Origin of the sequence: Pseudomonas sp. BS3767 (genome assembly GCF_900099665.1) — a bacterium.
In the GTDB taxonomy this organism is placed as follows: Bacteria; Pseudomonadota; Gammaproteobacteria; order Pseudomonadales; family Pseudomonadaceae; genus Aquipseudomonas; species Aquipseudomonas cerasi.
On the sequence record NZ_FNCX01000002.1, the window covers coordinates 864667 to 890171 of the forward strand.

21 protein-coding genes are annotated in these 25505 nt (G+C 61.1%); 16 read left to right on the top strand and 5 right to left on the bottom strand.

The window, feature by feature from the left end:
* Nucleotides 1-337: 337 nt before the first annotated feature.
* Genes cobJ through cobG form a run of 4 tightly spaced genes read right to left on the bottom strand, consistent with a single transcriptional unit; the run spans nt 338 to nt 4734 of the window.
* Nucleotides 338-2041: a precorrin-3B C(17)-methyltransferase gene (gene cobJ, locus BLR16_RS08350; protein WP_054081941.1), complete on the bottom strand. Its 1704-nt coding sequence runs from the start codon at nt 2039-2041 to the stop codon at nt 338-340.
* A complete protein-coding gene (locus BLR16_RS08355; protein WP_371123757.1) occupies nt 2041-2775 on the bottom strand; it encodes a precorrin-2 C(20)-methyltransferase in 735 nt (244 codons plus the stop codon). The genes cobJ and BLR16_RS08355 overlap by 1 nt, the downstream gene beginning before the upstream one ends.
* On the bottom strand, nt 2772-3398 hold the full coding sequence (locus BLR16_RS08360; protein WP_003368856.1) for a precorrin-8X methylmutase: 627 nt from the start codon (nt 3396-3398) through the stop codon (nt 2772-2774). Before BLR16_RS08360 ends, BLR16_RS08355 begins: the two co-directional genes overlap by 4 nt.
* Nucleotides 3391-4734 carry a precorrin-3B synthase gene (gene cobG / locus BLR16_RS08365; RefSeq protein WP_074805292.1) on the bottom strand — a complete coding sequence of 448 codons (1344 nt, stop codon included), beginning with the start codon at nt 4732-4734 and terminating at the stop codon, nt 3391-3393. The genes BLR16_RS08360 and cobG overlap by 8 nt, the downstream gene beginning before the upstream one ends.
* A 135-nt stretch (nt 4735-4869) precedes the next feature.
* Between cobG and BLR16_RS08370 the strand changes: the two genes are divergently transcribed.
* The 3 genes from BLR16_RS08370 to BLR16_RS08380 are packed head-to-tail and all read left to right on the top strand — an operon-like array spanning nt 4870 to nt 7900.
* Nucleotides 4870-6072 carry a bifunctional cobalt-precorrin-7 (C(5))-methyltransferase/cobalt-precorrin-6B (C(15))-methyltransferase gene (locus BLR16_RS08370; protein WP_003431745.1) on the top strand — a complete coding sequence of 401 codons (1203 nt, stop codon included), beginning with the start codon at nt 4870-4872 and terminating at the stop codon, nt 6070-6072.
* Nucleotides 6072-7184: a cobalt-precorrin-5B (C(1))-methyltransferase gene (locus tag BLR16_RS08375; protein WP_044309575.1), complete on the top strand. Its 1113-nt coding sequence runs from the start codon at nt 6072-6074 to the stop codon at nt 7182-7184. Before BLR16_RS08370 ends, BLR16_RS08375 begins: the two co-directional genes overlap by 1 nt.
* On the top strand, nt 7181-7900 hold the full coding sequence (locus tag BLR16_RS08380) for a cobalt-precorrin-6A reductase (RefSeq protein WP_003368866.1): 720 nt from the start codon (nt 7181-7183) through the stop codon (nt 7898-7900). The genes BLR16_RS08375 and BLR16_RS08380 overlap by 4 nt, the downstream gene beginning before the upstream one ends.
* A gap of 1567 nt (nt 7901-9467) precedes the next feature.
* Here BLR16_RS08380 and BLR16_RS08385 read toward each other — a convergent pair.
* The gene (locus BLR16_RS08385) at nt 9468-9926 is read right to left on the bottom strand and encodes an REP-associated tyrosine transposase (RefSeq protein ID WP_003431749.1); all 459 of its coding nucleotides are present in this window, start codon (nt 9924-9926) and stop codon (nt 9468-9470) included.
* Between the two features lie 140 nt (nt 9927-10066).
* Between BLR16_RS08385 and BLR16_RS08390 the strand changes: the two genes are divergently transcribed.
* The 13 genes from BLR16_RS08390 (at nt 10067) to ureC (ending at nt 25406) form a co-directional block, all read left to right on the top strand.
* Nucleotides 10067-10528 carry a copper chaperone PCu(A)C gene (locus tag BLR16_RS08390; RefSeq protein ID WP_003368869.1) on the top strand — a complete coding sequence of 154 codons (462 nt, stop codon included), beginning with the start codon at nt 10067-10069 and terminating at the stop codon, nt 10526-10528.
* A gap of 395 nt (nt 10529-10923) precedes the next feature.
* On the top strand, nt 10924-14412 hold the full coding sequence (locus tag BLR16_RS08395; RefSeq protein WP_092194204.1) for a dermonecrotic toxin domain-containing protein: 3489 nt from the start codon (nt 10924-10926) through the stop codon (nt 14410-14412).
* 255 nt (nt 14413-14667) lie between these two features.
* Nucleotides 14668-15933 (top strand): urea ABC transporter substrate-binding protein, encoded by a 1266-nt coding sequence (gene urtA, locus BLR16_RS08400; RefSeq protein WP_058397068.1) that lies wholly within the window; start codon nt 14668-14670, stop codon nt 15931-15933.
* Between the two features lie 214 nt (nt 15934-16147).
* Nucleotides 16148-17737: an urea ABC transporter permease subunit UrtB gene (urtB, locus tag BLR16_RS08405; protein ID WP_058397067.1), complete on the top strand. Its 1590-nt coding sequence runs from the start codon at nt 16148-16150 to the stop codon at nt 17735-17737.
* A complete protein-coding gene (gene urtC, locus BLR16_RS08410) occupies nt 17737-18816 on the top strand; it encodes an urea ABC transporter permease subunit UrtC (RefSeq protein ID WP_074805298.1) in 1080 nt (359 codons plus the stop codon). Before urtB ends, urtC begins: the two co-directional genes overlap by 1 nt.
* Nucleotides 18813-19673, top strand: coding sequence for an urea ABC transporter ATP-binding protein UrtD (gene urtD / locus BLR16_RS08415; RefSeq protein WP_003368877.1), 861 nt, complete (start codon nt 18813-18815; stop codon nt 19671-19673). The genes urtC and urtD overlap by 4 nt, the downstream gene beginning before the upstream one ends.
* A gap of 101 nt (nt 19674-19774) precedes the next feature.
* Complete coding sequence (gene urtE / locus BLR16_RS08420) at nt 19775-20473, top strand: urea ABC transporter ATP-binding subunit UrtE (protein WP_003368879.1); 699 nt, start codon at nt 19775-19777, stop codon at nt 20471-20473.
* 48 nt (nt 20474-20521) lie between these two features.
* The gene (locus BLR16_RS08425) at nt 20522-21367 is read left to right on the top strand and encodes an urease accessory protein UreD (protein ID WP_058397065.1); all 846 of its coding nucleotides are present in this window, start codon (nt 20522-20524) and stop codon (nt 21365-21367) included.
* Nucleotides 21368-21669: 302 nt separating this feature from the next.
* Nucleotides 21670-21972: an urease subunit gamma gene (gene ureA / locus BLR16_RS08430; RefSeq protein WP_003317023.1), complete on the top strand. Its 303-nt coding sequence runs from the start codon at nt 21670-21672 to the stop codon at nt 21970-21972.
* A gap of 10 nt (nt 21973-21982) precedes the next feature.
* Nucleotides 21983-22525: a GNAT family N-acetyltransferase gene (locus BLR16_RS08435; RefSeq protein WP_003368884.1), complete on the top strand. Its 543-nt coding sequence runs from the start codon at nt 21983-21985 to the stop codon at nt 22523-22525.
* A gap of 10 nt (nt 22526-22535) precedes the next feature.
* On the top strand, nt 22536-23069 hold the full coding sequence (locus BLR16_RS08440; protein ID WP_003431756.1) for a GNAT family N-acetyltransferase: 534 nt from the start codon (nt 22536-22538) through the stop codon (nt 23067-23069).
* Entirely contained in the window at nt 23066-23374 is a 309-nt protein-coding gene (locus tag BLR16_RS08445) for an urease subunit beta (RefSeq protein ID WP_002555403.1), read from the top strand. Before BLR16_RS08440 ends, BLR16_RS08445 begins: the two co-directional genes overlap by 4 nt.
* 331 nt (nt 23375-23705) lie before the next feature.
* Nucleotides 23706-25406, top strand: coding sequence for an urease subunit alpha (gene ureC / locus BLR16_RS08450; RefSeq protein ID WP_003368889.1), 1701 nt, complete (start codon nt 23706-23708; stop codon nt 25404-25406).
* Nucleotides 25407-25505 lie beyond the last annotated feature (99 nt).

A 25505-nucleotide genomic window follows, 5' to 3' on the forward strand; every position in this document is an offset into this window, starting at 1 on the left:
CTTTAACTCATGCGTCCTGATGGACTGAATCGAGACTAACGAAATAAATCAGGCGGTTTTTTCGGAGCTTTCCGTTGCCCTCTGGTGGCTTTCGGGCACTTGGCTGCCGAACTCGATACGCAGAGCCAGATTCGACCCGCCATCTGCCTCCCGGCGTACCGCAGGTGAGCGAAGATTCCGGGGAGGCTTCTGGAATCGGACTACCGACGACGACGATTGAAGAGAGCCGATTCGCTCAAGCCTGTGGGCCGAAACAAAGGCTCACAGGCTTGAAGTGACATCGCCACTTCAGCACTTTCCCACGATAAACGGCAGCAGGTATGACACGCGTGTGCGCTCAACCTGTAGGCTTGTTGCCATACCAACGCGGCGTGTAGACCCAGTTGCCGCCTGCGTGGCGCGTAAAGGTGCACGTCAGGGAAGAGCCGATCAACACCATGGTGCGCATGTCCACCTGCTCCGGTGTCAATTCGCCCAGCGTGATAACCCTCAATGTCTGCCCGGGACGGCCGATGTCGCGGCCCAGCGTCACGGGGGTTGCAGGGATGCGATGCTGGCGGACAATCTCCAGCGCACGCCCCAGTTGCCAGGGTCGGGAGCGAGATATCGGGTTGTAGAATGCCAGCGCCAGATCGGCCTGACAGGCGAGGTCCAGACGCTTTTCGATGATGTCCCAGGGCTTGAGGTTGTCGGACAGCGACAGCACGCAGAAATCATGTCCCAGCGGCGCACCAGCCTGAGCGGCGGTTGCCAGAGAAGCCGAGACACCCGGCAGAATCTCCAGCTCGACCGCATGCCAGTGAGGATTATCCGACTCATGCAACGCCTCAAGCACCGCTGAAGCCATGGCGAACACTCCCGGATCACCGGACGACACCACAACCACCGAACGGCCTTGAGCAGCCAGCTCGAAGGCATGCCGGGCACGCTGCATTTCTTCGCGATTGTCAGTGCAGTGCAGTACCTGATCGGCACGAAACGGCCCTGCCATGCGCACGTAGGTTTCATAGCCCAGCACATCATTGGCACGTGCCAGTTCGGCCTTGACCGCAGGCACCATCAGGTCTGCTGCGCCAGGGCCCAGACCAATGACTGCAACGCGGCCACGCCCGCGGCCGATGCTCTGCACCTCCAGCGGTTGCGCCGCGACAGCAATCGCGGTGTGGGCGTCGACGCAAAGCGGTGGCAACAGCTGCGGCACAGCCTTCATGGCCATCTCGCTGGCCGCAGCGGCGCTGACGAATCGCACCGCAACGTCCAGCTCGGCGGCAGCCTTGTGCAGGTGCGGATTGGCCATCTGCTCCTCGGCAGCCAACAGGCACGCCAAGGACTGCCCGGCAATACGTACCTCGCGCAGGGCCGAGCGCACGTGCTCAGCCAGTTCGTCACTGAGGTCAGTCACCGCCACCAGCACGTTACGTGGGTAGATCAGCAATTCATGGGGTGACGGCTCGCGCAGGGTACTGCCAACATGAATGGCCAGCGCGGCCTGTGGGTCTTCGGGCAGTTGCGCCTGGGCCAGCCAAGGGGCTTCGCCCTCGATGCGTACAGGTTCGCCGGACAGCAGGTCGGAAACGAAACGCTTGCCCAGCTCCAGATCGCCCAGCGCATAGCCGCTTGGCGGGTTGAGCAGACAGGTGCCGAAACGCAGCTCGCCGCTGGTGGTGATCGCTGGCGCAACGCCAAGCCCGCTGGCGATGCTGCGCGCCAGGACATTCACCCCGCCAAGGCCGCCAAGCAGCGGCACTACGGCGCTGCCGTCTTCGGCCACGGCGAGCACTGGCGGTTCGGCGCCCTTCTCCAGCAGCACGGCGGCCAGGGTGCGAATAACGATACCGGCTGCGCAAAGGGCGATGATCGGTGTGTTCTGTTGATACAGCTGGCGCAGCGTCGCGCCGAACTCGCTGTAAGTGCGGTCGGCCCCCTGCACGCGCTCGGCCAGGCCATGAATCAGCGCATCGGGGAACAGCTGTTGAATGCGCCGCGCGGTGGCAAGGCTGCCATTGCCGAGAATGACGATGGCCGGGGTCATGGAGGTCATCAGCCTTGCCACCTGTCGCCAGGGACGATAATCAGCGAAAAATACGGCGAAGACATCGGGTCGACCTGGTCCAGCGGGACGATTTTCTGGTTGCTCATCGTGGCGCGCTCAACATACAGCGCACGCCCGGCCATCCCCAGTTCGGTCAGCACCTCGCGAACCTTGTGGAAATTGCGCCCCAGTTTCATGATCACCGCCGCGTCGGCGTCGGTCAGCTTGCGTTTCAGGTCGTCGTGGGACAGCACACCGGACAGCACTGACAGGCTCTGGTTGCGATACACCAGCGGCGCGCCCAGCACCGAAGCGCCACCGAGCATCGAGCACACACCCGGGATCACTTCGGCCTCGTAGCGCTCGGCCAGACGATCGTGCAGGTACATGTAGGAGCCATAGAAAAACGGATCGCCTTCGCAGATCACCGCCACGTCACGTCCGGCGTCCAGGTGCGCGGCAATATGCCGGCTGGATTCGTCGTAGAAGTCGCTGATGAGCTTTTCGTAGGACAGTGTCGGCGGCAATGCCTCAGTGGTCACCGGGTAGACCAGCGGCATCAGGGTCTGAACGTCCTGCAGATGCGCTTCGATGATGCCGAATGCGTTGCCCTTTTTGCCCTTGGCCACGAAATACGCCACCACCGGCGACTCGCGCAGCAGACGCAGGGCTTTGACAGTGATCAGCTCCGGGTCGCCGGGACCTACGCCCAGGCCAATCAATCGACCGCGTGCCTGCATCATTCGATCTCCGTGGCCAGTGCGTTGACTGCGGCCACGGCCATAGCGCTGCCGCCACGGCGGCCCTGCATGATCACGAACGGCACACCGCGGCTATCGGCGGCAAGCATCGCCTTGGACTCGGCGGCGCCGACAAAGCCGACCGGAAAGCCGAGAATCAGTGCAGGCTTCGGCGCACCGGCATCGAGCATTTCCAACAGATAGAACAGCGCGGTCGGCGCGTTGCCGATGACCACCACGCTGCCTTCCAGGTGCGGACGCCACAGCTCAAGCGCCACCGCAGAACGCGTATTGCCCAGCTCCAGGGCCATTTCCCGCACGCCTTCATCATGCAAGGTGCAGATAATCGGATTATTGGCGGGCAGACGGGTGCGAGTGATGCCTTCGGAGACCATGCGCGCATCGCACAGGATCGGCGCTCCGGCGGCCAGAGCGTTGCGCCCGGCAGTACCGGCACCCGGCGAGAAGCGCAGGTCTTCGATGACTTCGACCATCCCACAGGCATGGATCACGCGCACGGCGAGTTTTTCCAAGTCGGCAGGGATCGTGTCAAGACGCGCTTCGGCGCGAATGATCGAGAAAGAGTTGCGATATATCTCCTGACCATCGCGGATGTAATCAATCATGCATATTGCTCCGTGAGCCGGCGTTCAACTGCGCGCCGACTGCTTCAATAGTAAGGTTGCGCGCGCGCAGCACGCCGAAACCGGCATGCGCTGCATCGCGAAAATAAAGATCGTAACGGCCCGGCGCGACAGCCAGCAAGGTTACTGGCGCTACGTGAGCGGCGGCGCAGGAACGCGTGCAGCCGCTCACGTGCACAGCCTGGCCGGTAGCCAGCCCGGCAGCCAGTTGCAGGGCGTCGGACTTGGTATCGGCCAGCCCCTTGGCGCACCCGGCAGAACCGGTACAGGCGAGCATCTGCGCCAGTGGTTGCTCGGCCGCCCCGACGAATCCCGATGCCTGCAACGCGTCCAGCACCGCCGCGGCGCGCTCGACCGGCACGTTCGGCAACAACAGGCTTTGCCAGGGCGTCAGGCGCAGCGTGCCGTCGCCCTGATCCGCCGCCAGTTGCGCCACGCTGGAAAGCATCGCCGCATCGAGACGCCCCAACGGTACTGCAGCGCCCACCGCCACCTGATTCGGCTGGGCCTGTGGATAAACACCAATGTGGCGAATGCCTTGAATGGCCGGACGCTGCCAATCGGTGATCGCCTTATCGGTCCGCACTGTGCAGCCGGACCGGGTCGACAGCTCGCGCAGCATATCGTCGGTCGAAACCTCGGCCAGCAGGTGTCGCATCCGGGTGTGCTCGGGACGGGCAAGGTCGAGAAACAGCTCCAGCAGTGCGACAACCAGCGTCTTCCCCTCGGCCACAGGGACAGCGGCCAGCGGTCGGTCATGGGCCGGGCAGCCGGCCAGCCCGAACGCCAGCAACACTTCGCCATCGACTTTCAGCGCCGACAGCCACACGTCATGCGGGTGTTCGAGCATGACCAGCGTTTCACCAGCGTCCAGCGACAAGGCAAACTTGGGGGACAGCTCATGAAAACGCGGATGATGTTCCAGCGCGTCGAGAATCTGCGCCGCCAGCGGCCGGGCATCGAAGAGCATCTGCGGGTCCAGCCCGGCCGTCGGGCTGAGCATCAGGTTGCGCACATCGTCGCTGGCCGGGTTGGCGGGGCCGAGCCCTGCCGCCATCAAGGCGCCGATCAACCCGTCGTGATTGGCACCAATGCCGCGAATCTGCAAATTGGCGCGGTTGGTGGCTTCGATAACACCCTGTGCATACGTGCTCGCGGCCTCGGCAACGGCCATGGCCTGCGCACGGGTGATCACCCCGCCCGCCAGCTTGATCCGGCAGATCCCGCCGTCCAGTGCCGGGACGATACGCAGCAACCCCGGGCAGGCCGAGGGGCGTAGCGTTGCAGAGGATGTGCGAGCGGACTGCTGCTCGTTCAATGGGTCACCCGATGTGAACTGGCTGGAAACGGACGTTGATTAGAGCACTTGTACCCCGTCGGGCGCGGTATTATGCCTGCTTTGTCCGCAGGCATGAAAAGGCGCTCTGTCGGAAGTTCGGATTGAGGTAGGTACATGTCACCGTGGCTGACAGTCGTGGGAATCGGAGAAGACGGTTACAAAGGGCTCGGCAAGAACGCCAGACACGCTCTGCTGCACGCTGATCAGGTGTTCGGCGGCCCGCGTCAGCTGGCGTTGCTGCCGCCGTGCATTCGCGCCGAACGACGTGCGTGGCCGAGTCCTTTCTCGTTGAACCCGGTGCTCGAGCAGCGGGGTGCCGAGATCTGCGTGCTGGCCAGTGGCGACCCGATGATGTTCGGCGTCGGCGCCAGTCTTGCACGCGTGGTCAGCATTGACGAAATGCGCATTCTGCCCGCGCCCTCCTCTTACTCTCTGGCCGCCGCCCGCCTCGGCTGGCCGCTGCAGGACGTCGTCACCCTGTCGGTGGTTGCCCGGCCGGCGGCCGCGCTGAACGCACACGTCCACCATGGCATGCGTCTGCTGGTGTTGAGTAACGACGGCAGCAGCCCCGCCCTGATTGCCGGTTTGTTGCGCGAACGCGGCTTTGGGCCAAGCCGCATGACCGTCCTGGAGCATCTGGGTGGCGAAGCCGAGCGGCGCGTCGAAGGACTGGCCAGCGAGTGGGGCAACCCCGAGATCGCCGCGCTGAACCTGGTTGCCATCGACTGTCGTGCCGACGCCAGCGCCATCCGTCTGAGCCCCATTTCAGGTTTGCCGGACAGCGCGTTCGAACATGACGGCCAGCTTACCAAGCGCGACGTGCGCGCCATCACCCTCGCCCGCCTTGCACCGCTGCCGGGCGAACTGTTGTGGGATGTCGGCGCGGGTTGCGGCTCCATCGGCATCGAATGGATGCGCGCGCACCCGACCTGCAGGGCGATGGCTATCGAAGCCGATGAAGGCCGCCAGCAACTGATCGAATTCAACCGCGACGCACTCGGCGTGCCCGGCCTGCAATTGGTGCGGGGCAGCGCGCCCCAGGCCCTGAGCGGTCTGGAACGCCCTGATGCGATCTTCATCGGCGGTGGCGTGACGCGTGTCGGCGTGCTGGAAACCTGCTGGGAACAACTGCGTCCGGGCGGCCGACTGGTTGCCAATGCGGTCACCCTGCAAAGCGAAACGGCCTTGATGGCCTGGCGCGAACGGCATGGCGGCGAACTGACCCGTATCCACGTCGCCCATGCACAACCCCTTGGCGAATTCGACACGTGGCGTCAGGCGTTGCCGATCACCCTGCTGGACGTAGTCAAACCCTGATGCGCGAAGAAACCGCCGAACAGCCTGCGCCACTGCGCAGTGGCCTGACCACTGGCAGCTGTGCGACCGCAACCAGCCTCGCAGCGGCGCGGCTGTTGCTCTGCGGGCAGATCAGCGATGCGGTGGACATCGTTCTGCCCAAGGGTAAACAGGTACAGATGCGCCTGGAATTCTGCCGGCTTGTGGATGACTTCGCGGAAGCTGCAACGCTCAAGGATGCAGGCGACGATCCGGATGTCACCCACGGCGCCCTGGTATTTGCCCGCGTCAGGTTACAGGCGGCAGCAGGCGTGCGCTTCGTGGCGGGTGCAGGCGTCGGCACCGTGACCCGCCCCGGGCTGGTGCTGGCAGTCGGTGAGCCGGCCATCAACCCGGTGCCCCGGCGCATGATGACCGAGCATCTGCTTCGGCTGGCCGAAGAACAAGGCTACAGCGGCGGATTCGAAGTCACGATCGGCGTCGAGGGCGGCGAGGCGCTGGCGCTCAAGACCATGAACCCGCGCCTGGGCATTCTCGGCGGACTGTCGATTCTCGGCACCAGCGGGATTGTCCGGCCGTTCTCCTGCGCGGCCTATATCGCCTCGATCCATCAGGGCATCGACGTCGCCACCACCAACGGCTATCGGCATATCGCCGCCTGCACCGGCAATGCCAGCGAAGACACCATGCGCCGCGTCTATAAAATCCCCGATATCGCCCTGATCGAGATGGGCGACTTTGTCGGTGCGGTGCTCAAGCACTTGCGCAAGGTGCCTGTGGATAAGTTGAGCGTGTGCGGAGGCTTCGGCAAGATCAGCAAGCTGGCCGCCGGCCATATGGACCTGCACAGCCGCCATTCCAGCATCGACCTGCCGCAACTGGCGCACTGGGCTGCGCAGGTCGGCGCGGATGCAGGCCTGCAACAACGGATCCTTGAAGCCAACACCAGTCAGCAAGCGCTGGCGATGAGCGCTGCGGCAGGTGTGCCACTGGGTGACGAAGTGTGTCGCCACGCGCTGAGTTTCGCGCGCAGCATCGTGCCTGCGAGCGTTCAGGTGGAGGTTTTCGCCATTGACCGTCAGGGCGGACTGGTGGGTCAGGCTGGCGTTGATTTACAGAGAGAAGCGACATGAAACGCATCCTGCTGCTGGGCGGCATTACCGAGGCCTTGGCGATTGCGCGGAAGCTCGGGCCTGAGCACATCTACAGCCTCGCGGGCGTGGGCCGGGTGCCGTCTGACCTGGCCTGCCAATTGAAGGTCGGCGGTTATGGCGGCGCCGAGGGGATGGCGCAGTACATGGGCGAACAGGGCGTCGACTTGCTGCTGGACGCCACCCACCCGTACGCCGCACAGATCAGCCACAACGCAGCGCGAGCGGCCAGGCTGGCCGGCATTCCCTGCTGGGCCTTGCGCCGCACCGCGTGGCAGGCAGGTCCAGAGGACGACTGGCGCGAAGTGGCTGACTGGTCAGAACTGGCCAATGCCCTGCTCCCGTTCAAGCGCCCGTTGTTCACGCTGGGTCGCGAGCCCTTGCAGCACCTGAACGAAATCCCGCCGCACCAGTTCTGGACACTCCGGGCACTGGACGACTACCCCGGCAACCAACACTGCGAAGTGATCGGCGCACGCGGCCCGTTCATGCTGGAAGACGAGCGCCAGTTGTTCGAACAACGCCGCATCGACGTACTGATCAGCAAAAACAGCGGCAGCAGCTCCACCGAACCCAAGCTCGACATCGCCCGCGAACGCGGCCTGCCCGTCCTGATCCTCAAACGCCCGCAGTTGCCTGACGCTGATAGGCTGTTCTGGGGTGTGGATGCAGTGCTGGAGGCGTTGGGCCTGGATTGATGAGCCGTCTTTAGTCCTCACTGAATGGACCTGTAGGGAGCTTGCTCACGAAGAGGTCGGGGGAGCCGCTGGAAATCTGTGATCCGTTAATACGCCTTCGCGAGCAAGCTCGCTCCCACAGGATAAGTGATGCTGCAGAACACACCTCGGTCCCGTGGGAGTGAGCTTGCTCACGAAGAGGCCGGTGCAGCCGCTGGAAATCTCTGATCCGTTAATACGCCTTCGCGAGCAAGCTCGCTCCCACAGGATCAGTGATGCTGCAGAACACACCCCGGCCCCGTGGGAGTGAGCTTGCTCACGAAGAGGCCGGTGCAGCCGCTGAAAATCTGTGATCCGTTAATACGCCTTCGCGAGCAAGCTCGCTCCCACTAGATCAGCGATGCTGCAGAACACACCTCGGACCCGTGGGAGTGAGCTTGCTCACGAAGAGGTCGGGGCAGCCGCTGGAAATCTGTTGATCTGTTAATACGCCTTCGCGAGCAAGCTCGCTCCCACTAGATCAGCGATGCTGCAGAACACACCCCGGCCCCGTGGGAGTGAGCTTGCTCACGAAGAGGCCGGTGCAGCCGCTGAAAATCTATTGATCTGTTAATACGCCTTCGCGAGCAAGCTCGCTCCCACTAGATCAGCGATGCTGCAGAACACACCCCGGCCCCGTGGGAGTGAGCTTGCTCAAGAAGAGGTCGGGGCAGCCGCTGGAAATCTGTGATCCGTTAATACGCCTTCGCGAGCAAGCTCGCTCCCACTAGATCAGCGATGCTGCAGAACACACCTCGGACCCGTGGGAGTGAGCTTGCTCACGAAGAGGTCGGGGCAGCCGCTGGAAATCTGTGATCCGTTAATACGCCTTCGCGAGCAAGCTCGCTCCCACAGGATCAGTGATGCTGCAGAACACACCTCGGACCCGTGGGAGTGAGCTTGCTCACGAAGAGGCCGGTGCAGCCGCTGAAAATCTGTTGATCTGTTAACACGCCTTCGCGAGCAAGCTCGCTCCCACAGGATCAGCGATGCTGCAGAACACACCTCGGACCCGTGGGAGTGAGCTTGCTCACGAAGAGGTCGGGGGAGCCGCTGGAAATCTGTGATCCGTTAATACGCCTTCGCGAGCAAGCTCGCTCCCACAGGATCAGCGATGCTGCAGAACACACCTCGGACCCGTGGGAGTGAGCTTGCTCACGAAGAGGCCGGTGCAGCCGCTGGAAATATGTGATCCGTTACTACGCCTTCGCGAGCAAGCTCGCTCCCACTAGATCAGTGATGCTGCAGAACACACCTCGGACCCGCGGGAGTGAGCTTGCTCACGAAGAGGTCGGGGCAGCCGCTGGAAATCTGTGATCCGTTAATACGCCTTCGTGAGTAAGCTCGCTCCCACAGGATCAGCGATGCTGCAGAACACACCTCGGACCCGTGGGAGTGAGCTTGCTCACGAAGAGGCCGGTGCAGCCGCTGGAAATCTGTGATCCGTTAATACGCCTTCGCGAGCAAGCTCGCTCCCACAGGATCAGCGATGCTGCAGAACACACCTCGGCCCCGTGGGAGTGAGCTTGCTCACGAAGAGGCCGGTTTTTCACAACCAGATTGCGTCCCATAGGGGATAATCGCGCACGCTTTTGACCAGGTTGGCTCGAACCGGATTGGCCACAATATAACGGGCAAAACCCAAAAGGCTTTCTTCAGTGCGGATGCTGACGTCGTGGAATCCGCTTTGCCAAAAAGGTCCACTGCAGCCTCTGGCTCTGTTTATGGCGATCGCGCTTTTCGATTTCACGCGCTGCACAACTCTGGATAATGAATGACTATTCAACTGCAGCAGCCAGTGAATATGGTCGGGCATTACCACCCAGGCTAATGAATCAGCCAGTTGCTGCTCCTGAACGTGTCGAAGTTCATCAACCAGCAGACGGCCCATGCGCCAATCGGAAAAGACAGGATTTCTCTGGAATGTTTTTGCGGTGACCAAATACATTTGGCCTGCACTGGAGCATCGCCCCAAACGCAAACGATGTGACTGTGCCCTTTCATACATCCCGATCCCCTTATGACTGCATGCCGGGGAACGACTTTACGAAACAGGCTCACTCAGCGGCGCTCAAAGGTTTACCCAGGTGTTTCGGATTTCCATTTAAGCTACCTTTCACCCCTTCATCGAATCCTGCGGAGCCCCCCATGCTCAAAAAAGCACTGCTGCTGGCCGCACTGCTGCTGCCAGCCAGCCTCGTCCACGCCCATGAGTACAAGGCAGGGCCGTTGCTGATTGGCCATCCGTGGTCAATGGAGCTACCGCCCAACGCACCGACGGTGGCAGCGTATTTCACTATCGAGAACAAGGGTGACAGCGCCGACCGTTTGATTAGCGTCGACACACCCATCGCCGGGCAGGCGCAGTTGCATGAGCATGTACATGTCGACGGGCTGATGAAGATGCAGCACGTTCAGGCGGTCGACATACCGGCTGGCGCGAAGGTGGCTTTCGCCCCCATGGCCTGGCACGTGATGCTGCTGGACATCAAGGACCGCTCGAAGCTGGTGGTCGGCCAACGCTTCCCGATGACCCTGCATTTTGAAAAGGCGGGGGATGTCGAGGTGCAGGTCGTGGTACAAAAACAGGCTTCGGAACACCAGCACTGAGTAACTCCCAACGAGCAGGGCCGGGAGCTGAATGCCTTCATCGATCCTATCGCGGTGGTATCCCTGACACCCAGGACCGATGCTGGTTGTCCGGGCGCTTGATCGAATAGTGCTTTCGCGCTTTGCCAAAACAGCGACAACAGCTTAGATTGCTCTCTGCGGGGCCTGAAACCATTGAGTGGCGTTGTGATGAATTCCTCCTCATACCCGGTTTCAGGCCCCGTCCTTACCTCAATCTCGCGCGTTTCCGAGACTTCCTACCTATCAGAGAGCCGATGCTGCAGTCCTCTCACTGCGCTGGCCGATACCCGCGTGCCTTTAACCCTGACTATATGAAATGAACCGCCCGGCCAACACCTCGAGCGGATCATCCATCACGCAGACGAATCGGCACCATGACCTTACCGCTCACCGCATCAACCCAGGCTCTAAACGCCTCGCTTGCCAGCGATACCTATCCACCCGACTTCAGCAAGACGACCCAAGAACTGGCCCGTACCCTGCTGCATCCCCTCAAACCCGAGCTGGATGTCGAGACGACCTGGCTGACTTACCGTGACAACGAGGTCGGATTCGACCACGGGAGCAACATACACAGGGTTCCACTGATCCCTGGCCTGATCGAATACTTCACCGGCTATTTGCAATGGATCGACAATGATGTAGTCGCTCTCCACCCGCCTCTCGACACGCCTTCTCCAACGCCTGACACACAGCAGCCTGACGTCAAGCCACCTGCCATTCAGCCGCTGGGGCGGGCAGCGACTGTAACGTTCTTCACCCAGGTCAGCGAGCAACTTGAGCAGTGCTACACACGAAATCTTGCAGACTACTGGAGCACTGCGACGCTTGATGGCGAAACCCGGAGCAGCCAGTTTGTCGCAGAGCAGATCGAGTGCCTGACATCCGAATGTGCGGTGCTGATCGCCCTGGGAAAGATGACGACCGGGCACTACAGCCTGCTTTCGGCCACCCTTGGGCCCTGTGCCACAGATGCGACCGCGGGTCTCGCAGACTTGCAGCCGCACAGTGTTTACAGCCTGTCGGCACAAGACGGCGACGGCCCCTCGCTGTCGCTTTACGGTGCGTTTGCCATTGCCCGGCGTCTTCGTGATGCGCCGGTCCAGCCAGACCTGGAAGAGCGGGAAGAGCGGGAAGAGCGGGAAGATGTACTTCTGTTTACGCCCCATGACGGGCTGGAAGCATTTGCCTCATTGCAACAGTTGAACCACGCGCTTGTTCAGCGAGTGACTGAACCCGAGTACCGAGGACGTTTGGGCGACAGCGTCACCGCCGGGGAGGCAAGCCCCACCAAACCCACCCCTGTCTTGCAATGGCAATACACCCTGATGGACGGCAATTTTCTCAGCCTGCTGCTTGCCCGGCAGGTTGTCGCGCAGCAGTCGGTCTTCGCTCAGGCTGTACAGCTGGCCCGCGCTCAGAAGATGGACGCGGTCTGTTTCGAGCAAACGATAGCGAGTTTGCTGAAACCCAGGATTTACTTCGACAACCACTGGCGACTCGACGGATTCGACAGCGATCTGGTGCAAAGCCGAATGCCCGATTGGTGGAAAACCATGACGCTGACGCAGCGTCATGCATGGCATCGCCAGGCAAAGCGGTTTGGCGAATTGGTGGTGAACATGCGCAAAGCCAGCAAGGAGCACTTCGGCCAGGCGGAAAATGACAGCCACACCTACCCGACGCGCTATATCGACAAGCAACTGGCTCAACTGCTGAACCGGCTATCCATCACGGCAACAGCGCAACAGATCAATATTTCACTGACCTACAGGACGGGCATCGAAGTGCTCGATATTCCCGGCGCGCCTGTATTGCCAGAAATCAACACCGAGAACGTTTCACTCAGGCAACTGGCACATACCCAAGCCCTGCACACCAAGGCCAAGGATGCCGTGCTTCTACGCGCTGTCGACGCCGAAGGCGTCTACCTTGCGCACTTGGACAGGCAGGCCGTAACAGAGCTGATTACCACGCTGGAAGATCCCCAATACCTCAGTAATTACCTTGACCTGCACCTGAAAACCTCGGCGTATGCACAGCAGCTCAAGCGGTCAGAAAAAGCCATGTTGCGAGCTCAGATGAAGATGGCGCTGCTGGAGATCGAACAACAGGCTTTTGCACCCACCGGCCGCGAGTGGATCAAGGCTGTGCTGGATTCGCCAGGACTCCAAGGACGTCGAACCATCAACAAGCAAGCCATTGAAGTCCGTTTTTTCAGCGTCAACCAACTCAAGATGACCAACGTGATGCTGATTGCTCCAGCCGGAAAATTCGAGAAGGGGCCACTGGTGCTGTGCACGCTGGATGCTGCCGACGGTGTCGTTTTCCGCTGGTTCAACAGCATGTATCACCTGACCACCAGCTTTCTGGAAGAGGCACCCTTCCAGCAGTATCTGATTCAGCAAATACCGGTTTCCAGGCGTCTTGAGACGCTGCATGCCATGCAGTACGAAAAGGAAGCGAAGCATTGGCGTCCACCCGAAGTATTTACCCAACTGACGCTGCTACCGATCCCGTCAAGGCTGCTGCGCCCCGTCGTGTTTGTCAGCCAGAGCAAAGACATTTACGAGGAAAATCACGAGACCAAGATCAACCTTCTGATCAACGAAGCCAAACGGCAGATGAGTCTGACCACCGGTACAGGGCAATCGGGTCTGGGCTTCGATCTGATCGCGAGCATTGCGATTCTGTTACTGCCTGGCGCGATCATGATGCCTGTCGCGCTGGGCGCTGGCCTTTACAAAACCTGGAGCGCTTTTTCGAAAATCGATGAAAACGACCTGGAAGGCGCCGCCGAGGAGTTTCTGAGCGCCCTCAGCTATCTTGCCATTGCCTTGGTCGGCCACTTGGCGCTGGCCTTGAAGCCGGCAGGAAGCGCCGCAAAAATGGTGAGACGTCCGCACCTCGTACGCAGAGTCGGTCGTGATGGTCAGGCGCAGATCGGCTACCTCCTTTCGCACTCAAAGGCGCCGCGTTTCGCAGGCTCGAAACTGATCGCTGCCATGGACCCCAAAAGCTTCGTCGCCATTGAGGTAGAGGGCCAGACCTGCTTCATAAGCCGGCGGGCTAACGTGTTCGGCCACTCGCGCCTTTATCGGGTAAACCCGATGGATGCCACACAACTGGTGCACGGGCAGGAGTTTGCTCTTCGCAGCACGACCGGCGTCTGGAAAATCGTGGGCAAACAGATACCGCGCATGAGTCAATCGGCAATCCGCAGTGCCGAGGCGCGGCTGACCAGCCTGACAACTCTCTGGCCGGCGTCTCTGGAGGAAGCAAGTAGCATCGAACGCCTGAAGTTCGAGACCGACTACCTGACGCTGGCCCATACATCCAACGCAGAAAAATTTTCCGAAATAACCACCTACGTGGAAGGCGGTTCAACGGAGATCAACCCGCTGCTGCGAAGCGGCGTGCGCAATGCCACCACGCGCAGGTTTCTGCGTCAGTTCCATAAGCTCAAGGCGTGGGAAGGCACTGCATTTCGCGCCACCTATGTGTCCAGCGACGGGGTGGCATGCCTTGAGCGCGAAGTGGGTGCAGTGTTTACCGACAATGGCGTGCAGTCTGCATCGATGTCGCGAGCCAACGCCTCCAGATGGAGCCAGGACGGGTTCGTGAATCGCAACGCCAATGCCGAAAACCACCCGGTGTTCTTCATCTTTGCACCGGCTGTGCCCAAGAAGAACATGTTCACCGGCTTTCTTGGTGATCACGTGGCCATTGCGCCGGGGACATACGTGCAACTGGGTGCGACCAAGCGGGTCAACGGACAGCTGTTTGCCTGGTTCGATGCGCCCGAACAACTGGTTGATCAGACCTACGATCTCTATACCGGGGAACAGGAACTCTGGGTCTGAAACCCGCACGCGGCTGATCCGGGAAGCCGGTCGTTACTGGCCGGCGCTCCTGCAAAGCAGCCTTGCACCATTGCAGAGCCCGGAGCGCACGCGGGACAAGGCCGGGTTCCACCTTGGTGCACATCTTCCCCGAACCGCGACACATTCGTTCCATTTTGCGACGTTTCTGCATTGGCCCAGACCTTGCTAAAGCCTGAAAGAGCAAAAAATGCACCGCCGCCAAACCTCAAAACAATGTACTAAGGGAGCCAGTCAATGAAGCGTCGCAGCCTGATCAAAGCCTTTACCCTGTCCGCATCCATCGCCGCCATGGGGCTGACCTGGACCGTTCAGGCAGCCGAGACCATCAAGGTCGGCATTCTGCATTCGTTGTCCGGCACCATGGCCATCTCCGAGACATCGCTCAAGGACATGGCCTTGATGACCATCGACGAGATCAACGCCAAAGGCGGCGTCAACGGCAAGATGCTGGAGCCGGTCGTCGTCGACCCGGCGTCCAACTGGCCGCTGTTCGCGGAAAAAGGCCGTCAGTTGCTGACCCAGGATAAAGTAGCCGTGGTATTCGGCTGCTGGACATCGGTGTCGCGCAAATCGGTGCTGCCGGTCTTCGAAGAACTCAACGGGCTGCTGTTCTACCCGGTGCAGTACGAAGGCGAAGAGATGTCGCCCAATGTTTTCTACACCGGTGCTGCGCCTAACCAGCAGGCCATCCCTGCCGTCGAATATGTCATGAGTGAAGATGGCGGCTCGGCCAAGCGCTTCTTCCTGCTTGGCACCGACTACGTCTACCCGCGCACCACCAACAAGATTCTGCGCGCCTTCCTGCATTCCAAAGGCGTGAAAGATACCGATATCGAAGAGGTCTACACCCCGTTCGGTCACTCCGATTATCAAACCATCGTGGCCAACATCAAGAAGTTCTCCGCCGGTGGCAAGACGGCCGTTATCTCCACCGTCAACGGCGACTCCAACGTGCCGTTTTACAAGGAACTGGCCAACCAGGGCCTGAACGCTACCGACGTGCCGGTTGTGGCCTTCTCGGTGGGCGAAGAAGAACTGCGCGGCATCGACACCAAGCCACTGGTAGGCCATCTGGCCGCCTGGAACTACTTCCAGTCGGTGGAAAACCCGGTCAACAAGAAGTTCGTGGCTGACTGGAAGGCCTACGCCAAAAAGAAAAACCTGCCAGGCGCTGACAAGGCCGTGACCAACGACCCGATGGAAGCCACGTATGTCGGCATTCACATGTGGGCGCAGGCGGTCGAGAAAGCCAAATCCACCGACGTGGACAAGGTCCGTGAAGCCATGGCCGGACAAACGTTCGCCGCGCCGTCGGGCTTTACTCTGACCATGGACAAGACCAACCATCACTTGCACAAGCCAGTGATGATCGGCGAAATCCAGGACGACGGTCAGTTCAACGTTGTGTGGCAGACCAAAGAGCCGATCCGCGCCCAGCCTTGGAGCCCGTACATCCCTGGCAACGACAAGAAGCCGGACGCCCCGGCGAAGAGCAACTGACCCCCTATCAACACAGCCCGATCGTTCCCACGCTCCAGCGTGGGAACGCAGTTCTGGACGCTCCGCGTCCGATCCTGAGCGCGCGGCTCGGTGCATGGTTGACGCAGAGCGTCACGAAAGGCATTCCCACGCAGAGCGTGAGGAACGAGCAGCGTCAGGGCGAACAGCCACGACTGTCTAGTGGAACGCCATAACAGACCAAGGCCATATTGATATGCCTTCTTATTTCTACCGTTTGATCCTCGCCATCAGCCTGCTGCTGCCTTTGGCTGCCCAGGCCGGTGATGCCAGTGACTTTGTCGCAGCCAGTTCTTCGCAACAGGCAGAGCTGCTGGAGGCCTGGGCCGCCAAGCCTGTGCCGGAACGCGTCGAGCTGCTTGAAGCCTTGCGCGATGGCCGTGTAGGTGCTGACAGCAGCAAGCGCGCCTGGATCGAAAACAACGATCAATACGTGGCCGTCGATGCACAGGCTCCTGCCGCCGCCGATGCTCCAACGCCTGACGAACCGCGTAAATTGCGCTTGAACAACCGGCTGCGTGGCCTGGTTGAAACGGCGCTGGCCAGCCATCAGTTGCTGGCAGCCGACACACAACTGCGCATGGCCGCGGCCCTGCAATTGCAAAAAAGCGCGCGCCCTGCACAACTCGAGTTGCTGACCGAACGCGTGGCCAGCGAATCCGACTCAAGCGTCAAAAGCGCGCTGACCCTGGCGCTGGCCAACCTGCAAATGGTCGATTCCAGCCCGACAGTACGTCTGGCTGCCGTGCGGCTGCTGGGCGAAACCGGTGATCCGCTGGCGCGTACCCGTCTTGAATCATTGCTGGCACCCGGCGTGGAAACCGACGCTTCGGTACGCGTGGCGGCTGAAACCAGCCTGGCGCAGGTCAAGCGCAAGCTGATGATCGGTGAAATCCTCGGTCAGGCGTTCAGCGGCATGTCGCTGGGCTCGATCCTGTTGCTGGCGGCGCTGGGTCTGGCGATCACCTTCGGCCTGCTGGGTGTGATCAACATGGCCCATGGCGAGATGCTGATGCTGGGAGCCTACTCCACCTACGTTGTGCAACTGATGCTGCAGCGCTATGCACCGGGGGCCATCGAGTACTACCCGCTGATCGCGCTGCCAGTGGCGTTCTTTGTCACCGCCGCGATCGGCATGGCTCTGGAACGTACGGTCATTCGTCACCTGTATGGCCGCCCGCTGGAAACGCTGCTTGCAACTTGGGGCATCAGTCTGATGCTGATTCAGGCCGTGCGTCTTGCCTTCGGCGCGCAGAACGTTGAAGTCGCCAACCCGCAATGGCTGTCGGGTGGCATCCAGGTGCTGCCTAATCTGGTGCTGCCTTACAACCGCATCGTGATCATCGCCTTCGCGCTGTTCGTGGTGGTACTGACCTGGCTGCTGCTGAACAAGACCCGCTTGGGCCTGAACGTGCGCGCCGTCACCCAGAACCGCAACATGGCCGCCTGCTGTGGCGTACCGACCGGGCGCATCGACATGATGGCCTTCGGTCTGGGCTCAGGTATCGCTGGTCTGGGGGGTGTTGCCCTGAGCCAGATCGGCAACGTGGGCCCTGATCTTGGGCAAAGCTACATCATCGATTCGTTCCTGGTGGTCGTGCTCGGTGGCGTCGGGCAACTGGCCGGCAGCGTGATGGCGGCCTTCGGGCTGGGCATCGCCAACAAGATTCTAGAACCGCAAATCGGCGCCGTATTGGGCAAGATCCTGATTCTGGCGCTGATCATTCTGTTTATCCAGAAACGTCCGCAAGGCCTCTTCGCACTGAAAGGACGGGTGATCGACTGATGAGCCAGCCATTGATAGTAACTGCCGCGCAAAAAGTCGGGCCAAGAGGCACGCTGACTGCAGGCTGCGTAATACTGGCGGTGCTGCTGGCACTGCCGCTGCTGTCGTTGCTGCCTGCCGATAACGGCTTTCAGGTCTCGGCCTACACCCTGACCCTGGTGGGCAAGATCCTCTGCTACGCCATTGTCGCGCTGGCGCTGGATCTGGTCTGGGGCTATGCCGGGCTATTGTCGCTGGGCCACGGCCTGTTCTTCGCCCTGGGCGGCTATGCCATGGGCATGTACCTGATGCGCCAGGCCGCTGGCGATGGTCTGCCGGCCTTCATGACATTTTTGTCGTGGACCGAGCTGCCGTGGTACTGGGCGGGCACCGACCATTTCCTCTGGGCGTTGTGCCTGGTGGTATTGGCACCGGGACTGCTGGCGCTGGTATTCGGCTTCTTCGCCTTCCGCTCGCGGATCAAGGGCGTGTACTTTTCGATCATGACCCAGGCGCTGACCTTCGCCGGCATGCTGCTGTTCTTTCGCAACGAGACCGGCTTTGGCGGCAACAACGGCTTCACCAACTTCCGCAGCATTCTGGGCTTCAGCATCAGTTCACAAGGGACCAGAGCCGCGCTGTTTCTGGCCACGGTCGCATTGCTGGTGGCCAGTCTGTACATCGGCTGGCGCCTGGCGCAGAGCAAGTTCGGCCGCGTGCTGACGGCACTGCGCGATGCGGAAAACCGCCTGATGTTCTGCGGTTACGATCCGCGCGGCTTCAAACTGTTCGTCTGGGTCCTGAGCGCTGTGCTGTGCGGTCTGGCTGGCGCTTTGTATGTGCCGCAGGTCGGCATTATCAACCCCAGCGAAATGTCGCCGACCAACTCCATTGAAGCCGCTGTCTGGGTTGCCCTGGGTGGCCGCGGCACGCTGATCGGCCCGCTGCTGGGCGCAGGTCTGGTGAACGGCATGAAGAGCTGGTTCACCATGGCCTTCCCGGAATACTGGCTGTTCTTTCTTGGCGCGCTGTTCATCATCGTCACGCTGTATCTGCCCAAGGGCGTGATCGGCATGCTGAAGAAAAGGAGCGAGCAATGAAAACCACTCCGACCCCGTCTTTCATGCTGGAACCGATCCTGGCGCCAAACTCCGATGCCGGCACCAGCCGCGACGCAGTGGGGCTCGGCAAAAGCGCCGGCAAAGGCCTCAACACTCGCCACGGTACGATCCTGACGCTGGAAGACATCAGCGTCAGCTTCGACGGCTTCAAGGCCCTGAACGATCTGAATCTGTACATCGGCGTAGGCGAACTGCGCTGCATCATCGGCCCCAACGGCGCGGGCAAGACCACGCTGATGGACGTCATCACCGGCAAGACCCGGCCCAGCCACGGCAAGGCATGGTTCGGTGAAACGCTGGACCTGACGCAGATGACCGAAGTGCAGATTGCCCAGGCCGGCATCGGCCGCAAGTTCCAGAAACCCACAGTATTCGAGGCCTTGAGCGTGTTCGAAAACCTTGAGCTGGCGCAGAAGACCGACAAATCGGTGTGGGCCAGTTTGCGTGCGCGGTTGAGCGGCGAACAACAGGACCGGATCGGTGAGGTGCTGGAAACGATCCGCCTGACCAGCTCGATGCAGCGCCCTGCAGGCTTGCTGTCCCACGGCCAGAAGCAGTTTCTGGAGATTGGCATGCTGCTGGTGCAGGACCCGCAATTACTCCTGCTCGACGAGCCGGTGGCGGGCATGACCGATGCCGAAACCGAATTTACCGCCGAGCTGTTCAAGAGCCTCGCCGGCAAGCACTCGCTGATGGTGGTTGAGCACGACATGGGTTTCGTCGGCTCGATTGCCGACCATGTCACCGTGCTGCACCAGGGCAGCGTACTGGCTGAAGGCTCGCTGAACGACGTACAGGCCGATGAACGCGTGATCGAAGTGTATTTGGGACGCTGACGCAACGAACCGATCGTTCCGGCGCGCTGCGCGGGAATACCTGTCCAGACGCCCCGCGTCGCAACACTGCGATTACGCTGCAATAGACGAGAACACCCACCATGCTCCAGGTCGAAAAGCTTCATCAGTATTACGGCGGCAGCCACATTCTTCGCGGTCTGTCGTTCGATGTGAAGGTCGGTGAAGTCACCTGCCTGCTGGGCCGCAACGGCGTGGGCAAGACCACGCTCTTGCGCGTGCTGATGGGCCTGCTGCCATCGAAGGAAGGTTCGGTGCAATGGGAAGGCAAGACCATCACCCAGTTCAAGACGCATCAACGGGTACATGCCGGGATCGCTTACGTACCGCAGGGCCGGGAAATATTCGGTCGGCTGACGGTCGAGGAAAATCTGCTCATGGGCCTGTCCCGTTTTCCGGGCTCCGAGGCCAAGGAAGTGCCGGCCTTCATCTACGAGTTGTTCCCGGTGCTGCTGCAAATGAAGCACCGCCGCGGCGGCGATCTGTCCGGTGGTCAGCAGCAGCAACTGGCAATAGGCCGGGCATTGGCGAGCCGTCCACGCCTGCTGATTCTCGACGAGCCCACCGAAGGTATTCAGCCCTCGGTGATCAAGGAAATCGGCGCCGTCATCAAAAAGCTCGCCGAGCGTGGCGACATGGCGATTCTGCTGGTCGAGCAGTTCTACGACTTCGCCGCGGAGCTGGCCGATCAGTACCTGGTGATGTCGCGGGGCGAGATCGTCCAGCAGGGCCGTGGCGAAAACATGGAGACCGACGGCGTTCGTGGTCTGGTCACTATTTGATGCGCCAATCCGTTATCGTGCAGCATTCGACAAGCCAATGAAGACACCATGAACCTGCCTGCCAACACCGCCCTCTTCACCCCCAGCTGGCACGCCGAACTGGAATTGGGTTACGGCCGTTTCGATGACAGCACACGCCCGACGCAGCGGCGCCACAAAGGACCGCTGCGGGTGCAAAAGCATCTGTACGCCGAAGGCCCGGAGGTGTGCCAGCACATCATCGTTCATCCACCAGGCGGTATCGCCGGGGGTGACCGGCTGGATATCTCGGCCACCGTGGGGGCCAATGCCTGGGCACAGTTGACCAGCCCCGGCGCGGCCAAATGGTATCGCGCCGCCAGCCCGGCCTTTCAGCAACTGGAACTGCACGTCCAGCCTGGTGCGACGCTGGAATGGCTGCCGCAGGAAACCATCGTCTTCAGCAATGCCCAGGCAGAGCTGAGCACTCGGATAGAGCTGCACGGTGATGCGAAGCTGTTTTACTGGGATGTAGTGGCGCTGGGCCGCCCGGCCAGTGGCGAGCGGTTCGAGCACGGGCATTTTCAGTCGCATCTGGATATACGTCGCGACGGCACATTGCTCTGGCATGAGCGACAACGCATTATCGGTGGCGACGGGCTGCTGGACTCGCCCATCGGCCTGGACGGCAGAACGGTGTTCGCCACCCTGCTGATGACCGGCGAAGTAAGCAGCGAGCTGCTCGAGGCCTGCCGTTCGCTGTCGATGCCCAACCCGGTACGCGGCGACCTGACTCAATTGCCCGGTCTGCTGGTCGCTCGCTGTCTGGCAGACGAAGCATTGCACGCGCGGGCCTGGCTGATACAAATCTGGAAATACCTGCGCCCTGCCCTGCTGGGACGCGAGGCGGTAACGCCAAGAATCTGGAACACCTGATTGATGACTGGACGCTCTGCATTCCAGGCTACACCCTCGGCGCTGATGCACTCAGCGTGGTACATAAGTCCTGAAAAGCCCGAAAATCGGGGCTTTTAGCGCTTCTGCCCGCAGGGCGTGGGAGCGAACTTGTTCGCGAAGACCATGTTTTAGGCGCTGCATTTTCGGCGACTACACCGGCCCCTTCGCGAACAAGTTCGCTCCCACGGCCTTCGGCCAGAACCCAAAACAGACTTATACATAACAATGAGGGCTCAAGCCTGGGAACGATCAACCACCGAATTTGAACAAACGGAAGCCCCATGGACCTGACACCACGCGAAAAAGACAAGCTGCTGATCTTCACCGCCGGACTGGTCGCCGAACGGCGTCTGGCACGCGGTGTGAAGCTCAATTACCCGGAAGCCATGGCCTACATCTCTGCGGCACTGCTCGAAGGTGCGCGTGACGGACAGACCGTCGCTGAGCTCATGCACTACGGCACGACCCTGCTGAGCCGCGATCAGGTCATGGAAGGTATCGCGGAAATGATCCCGGAGATTCAGGTGGAAGCCACCTTTCCGGACGGCACCAAACTCGTCACCGTGCATCAGCCGATTGCCTGAAGGAGTGATCATGCAGGACGTGATTCGCGATGCCCTGCCGGACGATCTGCCGGGCATTCTGGAGATCTACAACGACGCAGTGCTCAATACCACGGCTATCTGGAACGAGCAGCCGGTTGATCTGGCCAACCGCCAGGCCTGGTACGCCGCTCGCCAGAGTCAGGGTTATCCGATTCTGGTGGCCACCGACACCGCAGGCGAAGTGCTCGGCTATTCGTCGTTTGGCGACTGGCGGCCGTTCGAAGGCTTTCGCCATACGGTCGAGCATTCGGTTTACGTGCGCGCTGACCAGCGTGGCAAACGCTTGGGCCCGCGTCTGATGGCCGCCTTGATCGAGCGCGCCCGTGCCTGTGACAAGCACATGATGGTCGCGGCGATCGAAAGTGGTAACGCTGCGTCCATCGCCCTGCATGATCGCCTGGGTTTCAAGACCACCGGACAAATGCCTCAGGTCGGCACCAAATTCGGCCGCTGGCTGGACCTGACCTTCATGCAGCTCGACCTGTCGCCCGGTGCTCAGCCACCGGCTTCGCAAGCCCCCTCCGCCCTTTAGAGAGCACGCCATGAATCCAGCACAGCTGCGCCGCGTCACCGCCGAAAGCTTCGCGCATTACCGCCAGGGTCTGGCGCAATTGTTGTTCGATACGGTTCATGATGGCGCGTCGGTCGGTTTCATGGCCGACCTCGACATGGCGCAGGCCTACGGCTGGTGCGACGGGCTCAGAGCCGATGTCGCCGCTGGCTCTCTGCTGCTGTGGGTGGTGGTCGAGAACGAGAACGTCCTGGCCAGTGCACAACTGTCGCTGTGCCAGAAGCCCAACGGCCTGAACCGCGCCGAAGTACAGAAACTGATGGTGCTGCCTGCGGCGCGCGGGCGTGGCCTGGGCAGGCAATTGATGGAGGCCGTTGAACAGGCGGCCGTGAAACACAAACGTGGGCTGTTGCACCTGGACACCGAAGCAGGCTCGGCGGCTGAAGCCTTCTACAGCGCGCTGGCCTACCACCGTGTCGGTGAGCTGCCGGATTATTGCGCCACACCGGACGGGCGCCTGCATCCCACCGCCATTTATTTCAAAACCTTGGGGCAACCGACATGATCCCTGGTCAATACCAGATCCAGCCCGGCGACATCGAACTCAACGCCGGACGCCGCACCCTCAGCCTGACCGTCGCCAACAGCGGCGACCGGCCGATTCAGGTGGGCTCGCATTTCCACTTTTTCGAAACCAACGACGCACTGACCTTCGACCGCGCCGCCAGCCGGGGCATGCGCCTGAACATTCCGGCCGGCACCGCGGTGCGCTTCGAGCCGGGCCAGTCCCGCGAAGTCGAGCTGGTGGACCTGGCCGGCTTGCGCAAGGTTTACGGGTTTGCCGGTCGGGTGATGGGCGATCTGGATTGAAGGCTTTTTGAATACCGTTCCTACGCTCCGCGTTCATCGTTACACACAAGTCTGCTTTTGATTCTGGCCGAAGGCCGTAGGAGCGAACTTGTTCGCGAAAAGGCCGGTACAGCCTCCAGAAACAGGGCGTTCGGACTAACGTCTTCGTGAGCAATGCGGATCGCCGCACCGGTCACACAGGCATCCAATCGGGACGTGTGTATGACGATGGGCACTCGGCACGAGGATCAAAAGCTTTGACGACTAACGACTTGCAGCTCGCCGCTGGTCGCTTTGAAAAACTTACAGTTTGCGGCCTGCAGCTTGCCGCTCTGAATCCGAGGTACGAAAGATGAAGATAAGCCGACAAGCCTACGCAGACATGTTCGGCCCCACCGTCGGCGACAAGGTTCGCCTGGCCGACACCGAGCTGTGGATCGAGGTCGAGAAGGACTTCACCACCTACGGCGAAGAAGTGAAGTTCGGCGGTGGCAAGGTCATTCGTGACGGCATGGGCCAAGGCCAGTTGCTGGCCGCTGACGTAGTCGACACGCTGATCACCAATGCCCTGATCATCGATCACTGGGGCATCGTCAAGGCCGACGTCGGCATCAAGAACGGGCGTATCGCGGCCATTGGCAAGGCGGGCAACCCGGACATCCAGCCGGACGTGACCATCGCGGTCGGCGCCGCCACCGAAGTCATTGCCGGCGAAGGCATGATCCTTACCGCGGGTGGCGTCGACACGCACATCCACTTCATCTGCCCGCAGCAGATCGAAGAGGCGCTGATGAGCGGCGTGACGACCATGATCGGCGGCGGCACCGGCCCGGCCACGGGCACCAATGCCACCACTGTCACGCCCGGCCCGTGGCACATGGCGCGCATGCTCCAGGCCTCGGACTCGTTCCCGATGAACATCGGCTTCACCGGCAAGGGCAACGTCAGCCTGCCCGGCCCGCTGATCGAGCAGGTCAAGGCGGGGGCCATCGGTCTGAAGTTGCACGAGGACTGGGGCACCACACCTGCGGCCATCGACAACTGCCTGAGCGTGGCCGACGAATACGACGTGCAGGTCGCGATCCACACCGACACCCTCAACGAGTCAGGTTTTGTCGAGACCACCCTGGCCGCGTTCAAGAACCGCACGATTCACACCTATCACACCGAAGGTGCCGGTGGCGGTCACGCGCCGGACATCATCAAGGCCTGTGGTTCGCCGAACGTGCTGCCGAGCTCGACCAACCCGACGCGTCCGTTCACCCGCAACACCATCGACGAGCACCTGGACATGCTCATGGTCTGCCATCACCTGGACCCGAGCATCGCCGAAGACGTGGCTTTCGCGGAAAGCCGCATCCGCCGCGAGACCATCGCTGCCGAAGATATCCTTCACGACCTGGGCGCCTTTTCGATGCTCAGTTCCGACAGCCAGGCCATGGGTCGGGTTGGCGAAGTGATCATGCGCACCTGGCAAACCGCCGACAAGATGAAGAAACAGCGTGGCCCACTGCCGCAGGATGGTCCGGGCAACGACAACTTCCGCGCCAAGCGTTACATCGCCAAATACACCATCAACCCGGCGATCACTCATGGCATCAGTCATGAAGTAGGCTCTATCGAAGTTGGCAAGTGGGCCGACCTGGTGCTGTGGCGTCCGGCATTCTTCGGCGTCAAACCGACCCTGATCCTCAAGGGTGGTGCCATCGCCGCCAGCTTGATGGGCGACGCCAACGCTTCGATCCCGACCCCGCAACCGGTTCATTACCGCCCGATGTTCGCCAGCTACGGCAGCTCATTGCACGCCACCAGCCTGACGTTCATCAGCCAGGCAGCGTTCGATGCCGGTGTACCAGAGTCACTGGGCCTGAAGAAGCAGATCGGTGTCGTCAAAGGCTGCCGCACCGTGCAGAAGAAAGACCTGATCCACAACGATTACCTGCCGGACATCGAAGTCGACCCGCAGACCTATCAGGTCAAGGCCGACGGGGTGTTGCTGTGGTGCGAGCCCGCGGATGTGCTGCCGATGGCGCAGCGGTACTTTCTGTTTTGAACCCAAAAAAGGGCCTCCCCTTCGGACGGCCCTTTGATGTTACCGACTTGGCCTGGTATTCGGTTACCTCGGGTAGAAATTTCGACCAGGACCGGCTTC

Bases quoted from the DNA above. Each gene is read 5' to 3' on its own strand.
- cobJ (WP_054081941.1), bottom strand. From the start codon at position 2,041: ATGACCTCCATGACCCCGGCCATCGTCATTCTCGGCAATGGCAGCCTT.
- BLR16_RS08355 (WP_371123757.1), bottom strand. From the start codon at position 2,775: ATGATGCAGGCACGCGGTCGATTGATTGGCCTGGGCGTAGGTCCCGGC.
- BLR16_RS08360 (WP_003368856.1), bottom strand. From the start codon at position 3,398: ATGATTGATTACATCCGCGATGGTCAGGAGATATATCGCAACTCTTTC.
- BLR16_RS08370 (WP_003431745.1), top strand. From the start codon at position 4,870: ATGTCACCGTGGCTGACAGTCGTGGGAATCGGAGAAGACGGTTACAAA.
- BLR16_RS08375 (WP_044309575.1), top strand. From the start codon at position 6,072: ATGCGCGAAGAAACCGCCGAACAGCCTGCGCCACTGCGCAGTGGCCTG.
- BLR16_RS08380 (WP_003368866.1), top strand. From the start codon at position 7,181: ATGAAACGCATCCTGCTGCTGGGCGGCATTACCGAGGCCTTGGCGATT.
- BLR16_RS08385 (WP_003431749.1), bottom strand. From the start codon at position 9,926: ATGTATGAAAGGGCACAGTCACATCGTTTGCGTTTGGGGCGATGCTCC.
- BLR16_RS08390 (WP_003368869.1), top strand. From the start codon at position 10,067: ATGCTCAAAAAAGCACTGCTGCTGGCCGCACTGCTGCTGCCAGCCAGC.
- BLR16_RS08395 (WP_092194204.1), top strand. From the start codon at position 10,924: ATGACCTTACCGCTCACCGCATCAACCCAGGCTCTAAACGCCTCGCTT.
- urtA (WP_058397068.1), top strand. From the start codon at position 14,668: ATGAAGCGTCGCAGCCTGATCAAAGCCTTTACCCTGTCCGCATCCATC.
- urtB (WP_058397067.1), top strand. From the start codon at position 16,148: ATGCCTTCTTATTTCTACCGTTTGATCCTCGCCATCAGCCTGCTGCTG.
- urtC (WP_074805298.1), top strand. From the start codon at position 17,737: ATGAGCCAGCCATTGATAGTAACTGCCGCGCAAAAAGTCGGGCCAAGA.
- urtD (WP_003368877.1), top strand. From the start codon at position 18,813: ATGAAAACCACTCCGACCCCGTCTTTCATGCTGGAACCGATCCTGGCG.
- urtE (WP_003368879.1), top strand. From the start codon at position 19,775: ATGCTCCAGGTCGAAAAGCTTCATCAGTATTACGGCGGCAGCCACATT.
- BLR16_RS08425 (WP_058397065.1), top strand. From the start codon at position 20,522: ATGAACCTGCCTGCCAACACCGCCCTCTTCACCCCCAGCTGGCACGCC.
- ureA (WP_003317023.1), top strand. From the start codon at position 21,670: ATGGACCTGACACCACGCGAAAAAGACAAGCTGCTGATCTTCACCGCC.
- BLR16_RS08435 (WP_003368884.1), top strand. From the start codon at position 21,983: ATGCAGGACGTGATTCGCGATGCCCTGCCGGACGATCTGCCGGGCATT.
- BLR16_RS08440 (WP_003431756.1), top strand. From the start codon at position 22,536: ATGAATCCAGCACAGCTGCGCCGCGTCACCGCCGAAAGCTTCGCGCAT.
- BLR16_RS08445 (WP_002555403.1), top strand. From the start codon at position 23,066: ATGATCCCTGGTCAATACCAGATCCAGCCCGGCGACATCGAACTCAAC.
- ureC (WP_003368889.1), top strand. From the start codon at position 23,706: ATGAAGATAAGCCGACAAGCCTACGCAGACATGTTCGGCCCCACCGTC.